At 69.7% G+C, this 13352-nt stretch carries 16 protein-coding genes and 1 riboswitch; of the genes, 9 read left to right on the top strand and 7 right to left on the bottom strand.

All coding sequences use genetic code 11. From position 1 onward, the window contains the following. Positions 1-14 precede the first annotated feature (14 nt). From C4V41_RS48345 to C4V41_RS48325, 5 genes are all read right to left on the bottom strand, one after another. Positions 15-1199 carry a lipid-transfer protein gene (locus C4V41_RS48345; protein WP_103962835.1) on the bottom strand — a complete coding sequence of 395 codons (1185 nt, stop codon included), beginning with the start codon at positions 1197-1199 and terminating at the stop codon, positions 15-17. Continuing rightward, entirely contained in the window at positions 1196-1600 is a 405-nt protein-coding gene (locus C4V41_RS48340) for a Zn-ribbon domain-containing OB-fold protein (protein WP_103962801.1), read from the bottom strand. Before C4V41_RS48340 ends, C4V41_RS48345 begins: the two co-directional genes overlap by 4 nt. A gap of 26 nt (positions 1601-1626) precedes the next feature. Continuing rightward, positions 1627-2814 (bottom strand): S8 family serine peptidase, encoded by a 1188-nt coding sequence (locus C4V41_RS48335; RefSeq protein WP_103962800.1) that lies wholly within the window; start codon positions 2812-2814, stop codon positions 1627-1629. After that, positions 2811-3356 carry a hypothetical protein gene (locus tag C4V41_RS48330; protein WP_146104058.1) on the bottom strand — a complete coding sequence of 182 codons (546 nt, stop codon included), beginning with the start codon at positions 3354-3356 and terminating at the stop codon, positions 2811-2813. Before C4V41_RS48330 ends, C4V41_RS48335 begins: the two co-directional genes overlap by 4 nt. Before the next feature lie 148 nt (positions 3357-3504). Next, positions 3505-4311, bottom strand: a complete 807-nt coding sequence (locus C4V41_RS48325; RefSeq protein ID WP_235030852.1) for an SAM hydrolase/SAM-dependent halogenase family protein — start codon at positions 4309-4311, stop codon at positions 3505-3507. Positions 4312-4428: 117 nt separating this feature from the next. Here C4V41_RS48325 and C4V41_RS48320 point away from each other — a divergent pair, with 117 nt between their 5' ends. Genes C4V41_RS48320 through C4V41_RS48310 form a run of 3 tightly spaced genes read left to right on the top strand, consistent with a single transcriptional unit; the run spans position 4429 to position 6143 of the window. Then, positions 4429-4728, top strand: a complete 300-nt coding sequence (locus C4V41_RS48320) for a DUF3263 domain-containing protein (protein ID WP_103962834.1) — start codon at positions 4429-4431, stop codon at positions 4726-4728. Positions 4729-4767: 39 nt separating this feature from the next. Further along, complete coding sequence (gene otsB / locus C4V41_RS48315; RefSeq protein ID WP_103962797.1) at positions 4768-5538, top strand: trehalose-phosphatase; 771 nt, start codon at positions 4768-4770, stop codon at positions 5536-5538. A gap of 35 nt (positions 5539-5573) precedes the next feature. After that, a complete protein-coding gene (locus C4V41_RS48310; RefSeq protein ID WP_103962796.1) occupies positions 5574-6143 on the top strand; it encodes a hypothetical protein in 570 nt (189 codons plus the stop codon). 9 nt (positions 6144-6152) lie between these two features. On the opposite strand, the gene C4V41_RS48305 is transcribed toward C4V41_RS48310, so the two are convergent. Beyond that, positions 6153-7577 (bottom strand): alpha,alpha-trehalose-phosphate synthase (UDP-forming), encoded by a 1425-nt coding sequence (locus C4V41_RS48305; RefSeq protein ID WP_103962795.1) that lies wholly within the window; start codon positions 7575-7577, stop codon positions 6153-6155. A 31-nt stretch (positions 7578-7608) separates the two neighbouring features. On the opposite strand from C4V41_RS48305, the gene C4V41_RS48300 reads away from it, so the two are divergent. The 6 genes from C4V41_RS48300 to C4V41_RS48275 all read left to right on the top strand — a co-directional run bounded on the left by C4V41_RS48300 (position 7609) and on the right by C4V41_RS48275 (position 12702). After that, positions 7609-8163 (top strand): RNA polymerase sigma factor, encoded by a 555-nt coding sequence (locus C4V41_RS48300; protein ID WP_103962794.1) that lies wholly within the window; start codon positions 7609-7611, stop codon positions 8161-8163. 79 nt (positions 8164-8242) lie between these two features. Further along, positions 8243-8382: riboswitch (SAM riboswitch) on the top strand. A 13-nt stretch (positions 8383-8395) separates the two neighbouring features. Beyond that, positions 8396-9628: a threonine synthase gene (gene thrC / locus C4V41_RS48295; protein WP_103962793.1), complete on the top strand. Its 1233-nt coding sequence runs from the start codon at positions 8396-8398 to the stop codon at positions 9626-9628. Positions 9629-9652: 24 nt separating this feature from the next. Next, entirely contained in the window at positions 9653-9928 is a 276-nt protein-coding gene (locus C4V41_RS48290) for a MoaD/ThiS family protein (RefSeq protein WP_043633550.1), read from the top strand. 247 nt (positions 9929-10175) lie between these two features. After that, entirely contained in the window at positions 10176-10376 is a 201-nt protein-coding gene (locus C4V41_RS48285) for a cold-shock protein (protein ID WP_068927743.1), read from the top strand. Between the two features lie 328 nt (positions 10377-10704). Further along, positions 10705-12330, top strand: a complete 1626-nt coding sequence (gene groL / locus C4V41_RS48280) for a chaperonin GroEL (protein WP_103962792.1) — start codon at positions 10705-10707, stop codon at positions 12328-12330. A gap of 144 nt (positions 12331-12474) precedes the next feature. Continuing rightward, complete coding sequence (locus C4V41_RS48275) at positions 12475-12702, top strand: hypothetical protein (RefSeq protein WP_103962791.1); 228 nt, start codon at positions 12475-12477, stop codon at positions 12700-12702. An 82-nt stretch (positions 12703-12784) separates the two neighbouring features. On the opposite strand, the gene C4V41_RS48270 is transcribed toward C4V41_RS48275, so the two are convergent. Continuing rightward, positions 12785-13315, bottom strand: a complete 531-nt coding sequence (locus tag C4V41_RS48270) for a YbhB/YbcL family Raf kinase inhibitor-like protein (protein WP_103962790.1) — start codon at positions 13313-13315, stop codon at positions 12785-12787. Between the last annotated feature and the right edge of the window lie 37 nt (positions 13316-13352).

The raw sequence follows: 13352 nt of genomic DNA, 5'->3' as shown, positions 1-13352 counted from the left end.
CCCGGGGGGCCTTCTCACGTCGTGACGATGATCGCGGAGCCGTGGCCGAACAGGCCCTGGTTGGCGGCCAGGCCCACCCGGGCGTCCGCGACCTGGCGCTCGCCCGCGCGGCCCCGCAACTGCGTGGTCAGCTCGCAGAGCTGGGCGATGGCCTGGGCCGGGATCGCCTCGCCGAACGAGGCCAGGCCGCCCGAGGGGTTGACCGGCAGGCGGCCGCCCAGCGCGGTCTCGCCGGCGCGCAGCAGCTTGCCGGCCTCCCCGGGCGGGCAGAGGCCGACGTCCTCCATCCAGTCCAGCTCCAGCGCCGTGGACAGGTCGTACAGTTCGGCCAGTGACACGTCCTCCGGACCCGTCCCGGCCTCCTCGTACGCCGCGTGCGCGATCGCCGCTCTGAACGGCCTCTCAGGCGCGGGTACGGCGGCGCACGAGTCCGTGGCGAAGTCCGGCAGCTCCAGGACCGTGTTCGGGAAGACCGGCGTCACCGTCGACACCGCCGCCAGCCGGACCTGGCCGCTCCGCCCGTGCCGCCTGGCGTACTCCTCCGAGGCCAGCACCACCGCCGCGCCCCCGTCCGAGGTTGCGCAGATGTCCATCAGGCGCAGCGGGTCGGCCACCATGGGCGAGGCCAGCACCTCCTCTGCCGTGACCGGCTTGCGGTAGCGGGCCATCGGGTTGAGCGAGCCGGCCAGCGCGTTCTTGACCTTGACGGCGGCGAAGTCGGCCGGGGTCGTGCCGTACAGGGCCATGCGCCTGCGGGCGTAGAGGGCGAAGTACGCCGGGTTACTGGCCCCCAGGAGGCGGAAGCGCAGCCAGTCGGGGTCGTCGGGGCGGTCGCCGCCGACGGGTTTGAAGAAGCCCTTCGGCGTGGTGTCCGCCCCGACCACGAGCGCCACGTCGCACAGCCCGGCCAGGATCCGGGTACGCGCGATGTCCAGCGCCTGGGCCCCCGACGCGCAGGCGGCGTAGCAGGAGGCCACCCTGGCGCCCGTCCAGCCCAGCGCCCGCGCGTAGGAGGCGCCGGCCACGAAGCCCGGGTAGCCGTTCCTGATCGTGTCGGCCCCGACCACGTACTCGACGTCGGGCCACGCCACCCCGGCGTCCAGCAGGGCCTCCTTGGCGGCCGTCACTCCGTACTCCAGGAACGGCCGCCCCCACTTGCCCCACGGATGCATTCCGACACCCAGCACGACGACGCTCATGAGGCCCGCCCCCACATCCACACCAGCGGCCCGTCGGCCAGCGGTCCCGAGGTCAGCTCCAGCTCCATGCCCACCTGGAGCTCCTCCACCGTCAGCCCTTTGACCTGCCCGAGCACCACGATGCCCACCTCGTCGAGCTCGACCGCGGCCAGCGTCACCGGCACGTACGGCCGCGCCGCCACGTAGGGGGCCGGGGGCGGGTAGCAGGCGTTCGTGTACGACCAGACGCGCCCGCGCCGCGGCAGCGGGACCACCTCCAGGTCCTCGCCCGCACAGCGCGGATTGGGGCAGAGCCCGCGCCGGGGCGGGAAGCACACCGTGCCGCAGGCCGCGCACCTGGCGCCCAGCAGCCGGACGGCGTCCCCCTCGATGGCGAACCAGCCCTCGATCGCGTACGTCATAGCTCGGAGTATCACACAAGCGCTTGCTAGGTTGAATCCCTCTCGCGCCTGCGCCCCACGATCACCCGCAGGGACATGATCACCGCCAGCAGCAGCATGCCCGTCACCACCGGCGTCCTGGACGCGGGCGTCAGCCCGGCCGGGCCACCGCCGAAATAGGGCCCCGGGCGGGGCAGCCCCGACGCCGGCACGTCCAGCCGGCCGGCCTCCTGCAGCGCGAGCATGGCGTTGGCCACGCCGTGCCCGTAGGCGGGGCTGTAGCCGTCCTCGGGCCGCCGCTTGGTGCCCTGCTCGATGGCCAGCCGCACGTGGTAGGGCGACATGCCGGGGTGGGCCGACTTGATCAGGGCCGCGATGCCCGCGACCATGGCCGCGGCCGAGCTGGTGCCGTCGCCGACCACGTACGAGTCGACGCCGTCCGCCGTGACGATCTCCGTGCCCGGCGCCACCACCGAGACATAGTCCTGCCGGTTGGAGAACCCGGCCACCTTGAGCCGCCGGTCCACCGCGCCCACCGCGATGACGCCCGGGTAGGCGGCCGGGAAGTTCTTCCTGTTGGCCGAGTCGCCGTCGTTGCCCGACGAGGCCACCAGGACGGCGCCCTTGCCGATCGCGTACTGGACGGCCTCCTCCTCCGACGCCGAGCCCTCCCACGAGCCGCTGCCGCCTCCGAGCGACATGCTGATCACGTCGGCGCCGGCGTCGGCGGCGTACCTGATGCCCTTGGCCAGCGCGTCGTCGCCGCCGGGGCGCCGCTTGCCGCGCAGCGGGTCGCCGTTGTCCAGCGTGACCCTGACGGACAGCACCTTGGCCTCGGGCGCCACGCCGATGACGCCGGCCCTGCGGCGCTCGCCGTGGCCGCGTCCGGCGATCAGGCTGGCCATGGCGGTCCCGTGCTGACCCCACAGGCCCTTGGCCACCGCCCCGGTCAGGTCGGGGCCCTCGACCACGGTGTCGTGCAGGTCGGGGTGGCGGCCGTTCACGCCGGTGTCGAGCACGGCCACCAGCACGCCGTCGCCCCTGCTCGACCGCCACGCCTCGGGCAGCCGCAACGCGCCGAGCTGCCACTGCCCGGCCCGCGCCACCTCACCGACGTCGTCACCAGAGGCGCGCGCGGCCGCGCCGGCTTGAGCGGTCGCGAGGGCCGGCGCGGCCGGGGCGCCGATCAGGGCGATCTCGACGGCCACCAGGGGTGGGACGATGAGCCGCCTCATCGCGTCAGCGCCCGGTGCAGGGTGGTCGCGACCTGCCGCGCCGCGTCGCGCAGCCGCCGCGTGACGCGGTCGCCCGGCTGGTACGACCGCCCGTCCGCGTATCCCGCGGCCGTCGCCACCAGATACCGCTCACCGGACCCGATCAGCGCCCCGGTGAAGTACTGGCGCGGCCCGAACCGCTCGGCGGGACCGCCGGGAAAGGCCACGGGCCGCACGGTCGCGGGCCGCCCGGCCCCCCACGGGCCGCGTCCTGGCCCGTCGAGCACGGCGATGCCCACGGTGGTGACGAACGTCTGGGTGCTGTCGGCGTACGTGGCGCGCAGGGCGACCCGGCACCCGGGCCGTACGGCGGCGGGCTGGAACGCCACCCGGCACGGCGCCTCGGGGGCTACCCCGGCCAGCACGTAGGTGACCCGGGCTCCCGACGGGCTGACACCGGTCACGGTGTCGGGAAAGACCCGCGCGACCGGCCAGGCGCGCCAGCGCTCCGACACGGGTGGCGCCGGGGTGGGCCAGACCGCGGACATTACGGATAACAGCACAACCGACAGTTGGTACACGTCGACCTCGAACGGGAGGGGAGGGACGCCCGATCTGCCCGTGCATTCTGACACGTGAGTGCTCATCCATTCCGACGGTTCGGTAAACAGGCCGATACGCGGAGTAACTCCAGATCTGAGCACTTTCCGCCTACGGAGTCGGTGAAAGTCGGACATGCGCCCCAGGTGGGAGCCCCAGCCGCTGGGCCGCGTCCCCGGAGTTGACCGCGATCGCGATCAGCCCCGCCGAGTCCGCGAACGCCACCAGCTCCCCGGGCGGCACCGCCGCGTACGTCTCCCGGTACGGCAGCGCCAACTGCCGCCGCCCCAGCCACACCCCCAGCGTGTCGCCCACCCGTACACCCAATGCCTGCAGGTCCCCTGCCGCGATCGAGAGCTGCGTGTTGCCGTAGCGGTCGACGGAGACGACCTCGCCCTCGACCGAGCCCTCGCGCAGCAGCGACGTCGGCTCGGGCAGCGACACCAGCCGGCCGATCGGAATCTCGGGCCCCAGGTCCGATGGTCGCACCCCGCCCCATAACCGCCCCGCGACCGGCGAGAACACGTCGCGCCCGAGGAAGGTCGGCGACACCGGCCGCAGGAAGTAATCTTGGTTGCTGATCTCGTAGGCCGCCCGCACGCCGCCGCTGGCGGCCACCGCCCAGGACAGCAGCCCGTTGTCCGGGCCGATGAACACCTGGCCGCCGGCCTCGACGGCCACCGCCCGGCGGGCGCCGCCCGCCCCGGGATCCACCGCGCCGATATGGATGCCCTGGGGGAGATACGGGATGGTCTGAGCGAGAACCGCCGCACCCCGCCGTACATCGCCCGCGGGGATCAGGTGGCACACGTCGATCACCCGGGCCTCAGGGGCGATCGTGGCGATCACTCCATGACAGGCCGCCACATATCCATCTTCAAGCCCATAGTCGGTGAGGAGGGTGATTACGGAGGTCACATTTCGTGACTGTACGTCCCCCATTCCATCGTGAACAGCCGCACTCCGCACATTACGATGGCCACGGGCCGCGTGCGTGCGACGGTGATCGTCGCCGCCCCTTTCGAGGAGGACACCATGGGAGCACCGCTCAGCGGTGACAGTGCTGCCCAGGAACCGTCCCGACAACCACTCTCAGAACGCGATCTCGAGCTCCTCGCCTTCGAGCGCCAATGGTGGCGCTACGCGGGCGCGAAGGAGCAGGCCATCAAGGAGGCTTTCGGGTTCTCGGCCACGCGCTACTACCAGCTACTCGGTGAGTTGATCGATCGGCCGGAGGCCCTCGAACAGGACCCGATGCTGGTCAAGCGACTACGCAGGTTGAGGTCCACCCGTCAGCGGGACCGCGCGGCCAGAAGGCTTGGCATGCGCCCCTGACCTGCTGGGTACGGCAGCCGCGTGACGAACATCCCTGGAATGGAAGCGATCCTCAGTGATCCGGCGGGCGCCGTGATCGGGCTCGACTTCGACGGCACCCTGGCGCCGATCGTGCCCGACCCCGCCAAGGCCGTGATCCACCCGAAGGCGCCCGGAATACTCGCCGACCTGGGCGCGCACGTCCTCGCGGTGGTCATCGTGACCGGCCGGCCGGCGGCCACCGCTCTGGAGCTCGGGCCCGGCCTGGCCGACGTGCCCGGGCTGGTCGTGCTCGGTCACTACGGCTTCGAGCGCTGGGAGGGCGGGCGGATCTCCGCACCCCCGCCCCCACCGGGCGTCCCACGGGCCGAGGCCGAGCTGCCGCTGCTGCTCGACTCGCTCGGCCTGGAAGGTGTGACCATCGAGGACAAGGGCCGGGCCGTGGCCGTGCACACCAGGCGCAGCCCCGACCCCGAGGGGGCGCTGGCCAGGCTGCGCGAGCCGCTGGCGGCGCTGGCCGGCGAGCACGGGCTGGTGATCGAGCCGGGGCGCCTGGTCCTGGAGCTGCGGCCGCCGGGGATGGACAAGGGGCAGGCGCTGAGCCTGTTCCTGGCGGAGCGGGCCGCGCGGTCGGTCATGTTCGTCGGGGATGATCTGGGCGATCTGAGCGCCTTCGAGGCCGTACGCGCCTCGGGGCTGCCCGGCGTGACCGTGTGCAGCGGCTCCACCGAGGTGAAGGAGCTGGCCGAGCGGGCCGACATCGTCGTGGACGGACCGGAAGGGGTCGTGGCACTGCTCACCGAAACGGCGGCGGCTTTCAGTCGTTCGTGACTGGTCTGCAAGTCGCGCTCCCTACGCTCGGGCACATGATCAAGCGCCACCTCGCCGTCGCGGCCGTCGCCGCGGGCACCCTCCTCACCGTCTCCCTTCCCGCCACCGCCGCCCCCGCTCAGGCACTCAAGCTCAGGGGCGGGCTGACGCTCTACATTCCCATCGAGTGGAAGGTCTCCCGGCACGGCGACGGCGTCCAGGTGGTCACCGGCAAGTGCGGCAAGCCCAAGGGCTGGGGCACACCCGAATGCGACGCCTTCTACATCCTCGGGCCGAGCCACATCAGGCGCGGCGCCGAGGGGTTCGGCGCCTACACCGGCAAGAACCCCTTCTACACCGCCGGCGACGTGCAGCCCTGCCCGATCAACAAGAAGTGGGGCGAGGTCGTCGGACCGAAGGTGAGCCGGGGGCTGCGGCAGGTCGGGCCGGGCCACAAGGCCGCCTACAACGCCTGGAAGTCCACGTGCGTCACTTACTCCTCCGGCGCGGTACGGGCGCGTTTCACCCAGCGCGAGTGGTATCTCCCGAAGACCAGGCTCGTGGTCGTGGACCAGTGGAACACCCCGGGCCTGGCCGACACGCTCAAGAACGCCGACTGGAACTGATCACCCCGGTCAGGCCAGGGCTTCGAGCTGGGCCGCGAGCCATTTCTGCGGCGGCAGCGCGGTGGCCGCCGCGTGCAGTTTGTCGCGGCGGCTGCGGCGCTCGTCCGCGGGCATGACCAGGGCCTCGTGCAGTGCGGCGGCGGTGCCGCTGACGTCGTAGGGGTTGACCATGAGCGCGTGCGGCCCCAGCTCGGCGGCCGCGCCGGCCTCCCGCGACAGCACCAGCGCGCAGTCCTGCGACAGGACAGGACCCTCCTTGGCCACCAGGTTCATGCCGTCGCGGATGGGGTTGACCAGCAGCACGTCGGCCATCCGGTAGGCGGCCAGCGAACGCGGATAGTCGTCGTTGACGTTGAGGATCAGCGGGTCCCAGTCTTCGGTGGCGTAGTCGTCCTCGATCTGCTGGGCGCAGCGCTGCACCGACGCGGTGTATTCGCGGTATTCGGGCAGATCGTGCCGGCTCGGGTAGGCGAAGGCCAGGTGCACCACCCGCCCGTGCCACTCCGGATGCGCGGCCAGGAACTCGCTGTAGGACACCAGCCCGCGCACGATGTTCTTCGACAGTTCGGTGCGGTCGATGCGGACGATCAGCTTGCGGTCGCCGACCTGCTCCCGCAGCGCGGCCATGTGCGACTCGACGTCGGGCTCGCAGGCCCGCTCCCACAGCGCGTCGCCGTCAACGCCGAGGCTGTGCACGCCGATGCGCGTCGTGCGGCCCTCATGGGTGACGCTGCGGCCGACACGATCGGCCTCCGCGCCCAGGAGGGCCTCACAGCAGTCCATGAACGCCTGCGCCCACCTGTCGGTGAGGAATCCGGCGTGATCGGCCCCCAGAATGCCTTCCAGGACCTCCCTGGCCACTTCGTCGGGCAGCAGCGAGAAGTATTCGGGCGGCGCCCACGGCGTGTGGCTGAAATGCGCGATGCGAAGGTCGGGGCGTTCGGCGCGGAGCATGGCCGGGGTGAGCGTCAGGTGGTAGTCCTGCACCATCACGCGGGCGCCGTGCCCGGCCTCCTCGGCCAGGGCCAGCGCGAAAGCGCCGTTGTAGTCGCGGTAGGAGTCCCATTCGCGGGCGAACCTCGTACCGAAGTTGGGCGCGTTGGGGATGTCGTAGAGCAGGTGGTTGACGAACCACAGGGTCGAGTTGGCCACCGCGTTGTAGGCGCGGTGGAAGGTCGCGGGCGCGATGTCCAGCATGCGCAGCGGGCCCGTGTCGTAGCCCGCGTGGTCTATCCGGCCCCCAGGGGCCAGCCGGACGGCGCTCCGGTCGCCGTCGGACAAGGCCGCGCAGACCCACAGCACGCCGTCGTCCTTCGCCACCCCCGACAGCCCCGACACCAGGCCGCCACCACCGCGTTTCATCGTCAGTTCGCCGTCGTCGGAGACGGTGAAGGAGACCGGCCCTCTGTTGGAGGCCAGCAGGACGCTGTTCATCTAGGCTCCCTTCGATCATAGGATCCCAGCTATGGCGCTTGATGAGCTAACCGAGGAACTCGCCCGCTCCGCCGCTGCCGGGGACCACCGCGCACTTGGCGAGCTCCTGGCGCGCATAGAGCCTGACGTGATGCGGCACTGCGCACGGATCCTGCCTTATCACCAGGACGCGGAGGAGGCCTCGCAAGATACGTTGCTGGCGGTCGCGCGCAATATCGGGCGGTTCGAAGGACGGGCCAGGTTCAGCACCTGGCTGCACATCGTGACGGCCAACTGCGCGCGGACGACATACCGGTCGCTCAAGCGCAGGGCGGCCGAGCAGACCTCGGAAGAGCTGCCCATGCAGAAGCCCGACGTGGGCCGGGTCAGCGTGATCGCGGGGTCGCGGCTCGACCTGCTCGACGCCATGGAGGCGCTGGAGGCCGACAAGCCCGACCTGGCGCAGGCGCTGGTGCTGCGCGACATCGTCCAGCTCGACTACAACGAGGTGGCCGAACAGCTCGGCATCCCGCTGGGCACCGCCAAGTCGCGCATCCACCAGGCCCGCAAATACGTGCAGGGAGTGCTGGGGGAGGACTATCGCTGAGACCGCATGTCTCACCTGCTGAGACGAGTGGTAATTTCGGCTACTTCAGCGGGTAGAGTCCATTTCAACAACTGCATATTGCTCATCCAGAGGGGTGGAGGGACCGGCCCTTAGAAACCCCGGCAACCCTCCCGGCTTGTACTCGTGACCTGCGAGGCCGACCGGGACAGGGTGCCAATTCCGGTTCGCGGTCAAGGTGGCCGCGGGCGAAGATGAGGGAAGGCCTCGCTTCATGTCGCTCGACTTTGGTCCTGCCGTCGCTCTGTCCTGCCGCGAGTGCGGCGCGCGTTACCCGCTGGGTCCCAGCTTCGCGTGTCCGGAATGTTTCGGGCCGCTTGAGGCGGCCTACGACTTCGGCACCGTCACCCGCGCCGACATCGAGTCGGGTCCCGCCAACATCTGGCGTTACCGCTCGTTGCTCCCCGTGCCGGCCGATGTGGCCAGTAAGCCCAATATGAACCCCGGCTGGACCAAATTGGTCAAGGCCGGAAATCTCGGCCGTGCGCTCGGCATCAAGTCCCTCCATGTCAAGGACGACTCGGGCAATCCCACCCACTCCTTCAAGGACCGGGTGGTCGCCATGGCCGTCGAGGCGGCGCGCAACTTCGGCTTCCACACCCTTTCCTGCTCCTCCACGGGCAACCTCGCGGGCGCGGTCACGGCCGCCGCGGCGCGGGCGGGGCTCGACGCGTGCGTGTTCATCCCGGCCAACCTCGAAAAGCCCAAGATCGCCATGGCGCGGGTGTTCGGGGGCAAGCTGATCGGCATCGACGGCACCTACGACGACGTCAACAGGTTCTGTTCCGAGCTGATCGGCGACCCGCTGGGCGACAAGTGGGGCTTCACGAACATCAACCTGCGGCCCTACTACGCCGAGGGCTCCAAGACGCTCGCGTACGAGATCGCCGAGCAGCTCGGCTGGCGGCTGCCGGAGCAGATCATCATCCCCATCGCCTCCGGCTCGCAGCTCACGAAGATCGACAAGGGCTTCAAGGAGCTGGTCACGCTGGGGCTGGTCGAGGACACGCCCTACAAGATCTTCGGGGCGCAGGCGGCCGGGTGCTCGCCGGTCTCGACCGCGTACAAGGCCGGGCGGGACGTCGTGCAGCCGGTCAAGCCCGACACCATCGCCAAGTCGCTGGCCATCGGCAACCCCGCCGACGGGCCCTACGTGCTGGACATCGCCCGGCGCACCGGGGGCGGCGTGGAAGACGTCACCGACCCCGAGATCGTGGCCGCCATCAAGCTCCTGGCCGCGACCGAGGGCATCTTCGCCGAGACCGCGGGCGGCGTGACGGTGGGCGTGCTGAAGAAGCTCCTCGAGGACGGGCGGCTCGACCCGGAGGCCGAGACCGTGGTGCTGAACACCGGCGACGGTCTCAAGACCCTCGACGTGATCGCGGACGAGGCCGAGCCCTCCGCCGTCATCCGCCCCTCCCTCGACGCGTTCCGCGCGACTGTCTGACAACCAGGAAAGGCGACTTTAACCATGAGCGTTTCTGTGCGGATTCCCACCATTCTGCGCACGTACACCGGGGGTAACGCGGAAGTCAGTGGTGAGGGCGCGACTCTTCGTGACGTGCTCGCCAAGCTGGACTCCGACTACCCGGGGATCGGCGCGAGAATTCTGGATGAATCGGGCAAGATTCGACGTTTCGTCAACGTTTATGTTGGGGAAGAGGACGTCCGTTTCGCCGAGGGCCTCGACACTCCAGCACCAGAGGGCACTCAGATCTCCATCATCCCCGCCGTTGCGGGCGGCTGAGTGCCATAGCTCCGTAGTCCTTGAAGGCGCCCCTAGTGGGCGCCTTCTCCTTTTCCCGGCCAATTCAAGGTTGAACGACCTGCGATGCGAAGAAATGAGCAGTTTGCGGATTGACTCTGTTGCCAAACCCCGTGCCACAGGTATGGTCGAGGGCGATCGTCTGGCTGACTTTTCCCGTTAAGTCATACGGTTACGGACCTCGCGGAGGAATGGGCGAGATCTGTGAGACCAGTAAGAGGAGTCGGAAGTGGCGCAGGGCACCGTCAAATGGTTCAACGCGGACAAGGGCTACGGCTTCATCGCGGTAGACGGTGGTAAAGATGTATTCGTCCATTACTCAGCGATCATGATGGACGGGTACCGATCTCTCGAACAGGGGCAGCGCGTCGAGTTCGAGATCACGCAGGGCCAGAAGGGGCCGCAGGCGGAGTCCGTCCGCGCGGTCTGAGCGACATCACTGGTATGCACCGGGCGGGATCGCACGGCAGCGCAGTCCGTGCGAACCGTCACTTCCCATTCGTCGACTCACGTACGGCGAGCTGCTCCGGGCGGCTCGCCGTACGGGCTGACTGACCAGGGCGGGAGTGCCGGGCGGGGTGGTGCTCGCTTGCACTCGGCAGGGTAGAGTGCTAAACAGTTCGTTGGCACTCTGTGCAGCAGAGTGCCAACCTCGGATCGAGACGATGGGGTCTGCCGAACGGAGATGCGGACCCTTGCCGTCGCGGGCGTCGGCTCGGTCCACGACAAGCCACCCTGTATCTGGGAGGTCTAGCCTTATGGCAGCCAAGATGATCGCGTTTGACGAGGACGCCCGGCGCGGTCTCGAGCGCGGTATGAACCAGCTCGCCGACGCCGTCAAGGTGACCTTGGGTCCCAAGGGCCGCAACGTCGTGCTGGAGAAGAAGTGGGGCGCCCCCACGATCACCAACGACGGTGTGTCCATCGCCAAGGAGATCGAGCTCGAGGACCCGTGGGAGAAGATCGGGGCCGAGCTGGTCAAGGAGGTCGCCAAGAAGACGGACGACGTCGCGGGCGACGGCACGACCACCGCCACCGTGCTCGCCCAGGCGCTGGTCCGCGAGGGCCTGCGTAACGTCGCCGCCGGCGCCAACCCGATGGCCTTGAAGAAGGGCATCGAGGCGGCGGTCGAGCGGGTCAGCGAGGAGCTCTCCAAGCTGGCCAAGGATGTGGAGACCAAGGAGCAGATCGCCTCCACGGCCTCCATCTCCGCCGCCGACCCCGAGATCGGCGAGCTCATCGCCGAGGCGATGGACAAGGTCGGCAAGGAAGGCGTCATCACCGTCGAGGAGAGCAACACCTTCGGCCTGGAGCTTGAGCTCACCGAGGGCATGCGCTTCGACAAGGGCATGACGTCGATGTACTTCGTCACCGACTCGGACCGCATGGAGGCCGTGCTCGAGGACCCGTACATCCTGATCGTCAACGGCAAGGTCTCGGCCAACAAGGACCTGCTGCCGCTGCTCGACAAGGTCGTTCAGTCGGGCAAGCCGCTGCTGATCATCGCTGAGGACGTCGAGGGCGAGGCTCTGGCCACCCTGGTCGTCAACAAGATCCGCGGCCTGTTCCGCTCCGTGGCCGTCAAGGCCCCGGGCTTCGGCGACCGCCGCAAGGCCATGCTGCAGGACATCGCGATCCTGGCCGGTGGCCAGGTCGTGTCCGAGGAGGTCGGTCTCAAGCTCGAGAACGCCACCCTCGACCTGCTCGGCCGCGCGCGCAAGGTGGTCGTGACCAAGGACGAGACCACGATCGTCGACGGCGCCGGTGACGCCGAGCAGATCGCGGGCCGGGTCACCGAGATCCGTGCCGAGATCGAGCGCACCGACTCCGACTACGACCGCGAGAAGCTGCAGGAGCGGCTGGCCAAGCTGGCCGGCGGCGTGGCCGTCATCAAGGCCGGCGCGGCGACCGAGGTCGAGCTCAAGGAGCGCAAGCACCGCATCGAGGACGCCGTGCGCAACGCCAAGGCGGCCGTCGAGGAGGGCATCGTGCCCGGCGGCGGCGTGGCGCTGCTGCAGGCCGGCGCCAAGGCTTTCGACAAGCTGGAGCTGTCCGGCGACGAGGCCACCGGTGCCGCGATCGTCCGCAAGGCGCTGGAGGAGCCCCTCAAGCAGATCGCGGTCAACGCCGGCCTTGAGGGCGGCGTCGTGGTCGAGAAGGTGCGCAACCTCACCCCGGGCCAGGGCCTCAACGCGGCCACCGGCGAATATGTCGACATGTTCGCGGTCGGCATCCTCGACCCGGCCAAGGTGACGCGTTCGGCGCTGCAGAACGCCGCCTCCATCGCGGCGCTCTTCCTCACCACCGAGGCCGTCATCGCCGAGAAGCCCGAGAAGACCCCCGCTGCCCCGGCCATGCCGGGCGGCGGCGACATGGACTTCTAGGTTCATTTCTCGTCGCGGTAACGAAGAGCGGTCCGGGTTTTCCGGGCCGCTCTTTATTTTGTTTATCTGCCATTACGTTTCACAATTGATCCGCTACTCCGAGTGAGGAAAGGTGGTGGGCGCACCACCTCAACGAAGGAGTAGATGATGCTTTCCCGCAGCAAGCGTATTTTCGGCATCGCCGCCCTGACTCTCGCCGCCGCGATGGGCACCGCCGCCCCCGCGCACGCGGACGAGGATCGTGTGACCGAGTTCAACTTCCTGGAGGAGCTGCAGGGCCCGCTCTGCGTTCCCCAGCAGCTCGGACTCCCGATCATCGACACGATCCTGCCGCAGCTCATGGCCTGCGCCTCCGCCAAGGTGAGCGGCTGAGCACGGTGGCCGCCCGGCGCTGATTTCGCCCGGCGCGGAAAAGGCGCCCCGCCTGACGAGGCGGGGCGCCTTTTCGCACGGGTCAGACGCCGTAGAGGGCGATGACGTGGCCGCGGGCCAGGGTGTTGGCGGTGATGTTGAAGCCCACGACCGCCGGGCTGGCGTCACTGTCCACGCCGAGCCGGTCGACTCCGAGGGCGTGCACGGTGAAGACGTAGCGGTGCGGGTCGCCGGGCGGCGGGGCCGCGCCGCCGTACGCCTTGGTGCCGTAGTCGTTGCGGGCCTGCGCCGCCCCCTCCGGCAGGCCCTTGAAGTCGGGAGCGGTGCCCGCGCCCGCGGGCAGCTCCGTCACGGAGGCCGGCAGGTCGAACAGCACCCAGTGCCAGAAGCCGCTGCCCGTCGGGGCGTCGGGGTCGAAGCAGGTGACGGCGTAGCCGCGGGTGCCCTCGGGAGCGCCGGACCAGCGCAGGTGCGGCGACTGGTTCTGGCCGGTCATGCCCCAGTCGTTGAAGACGTGGAGGTCGTTGAGCCGTCCGCCGTCCTGGATGTCGTCGCTCTCGACCACGAGCGCGGGGACCGACGGCAGGTGTTCATGTGGAAGCGGTGCGGGCACGGCATCCTCCTAGGTTGAGAGCTGCTTGCCCAGCCAT

Origin of the sequence: Nonomuraea solani, from assembly GCF_900108335.1 — a bacterium.
Lineage (GTDB): Bacteria > Actinomycetota > Actinomycetes > Streptosporangiales > Streptosporangiaceae > Nonomuraea > Nonomuraea solani.
This window is presented reverse-complemented; position numbering and strand designations above follow the sequence as displayed.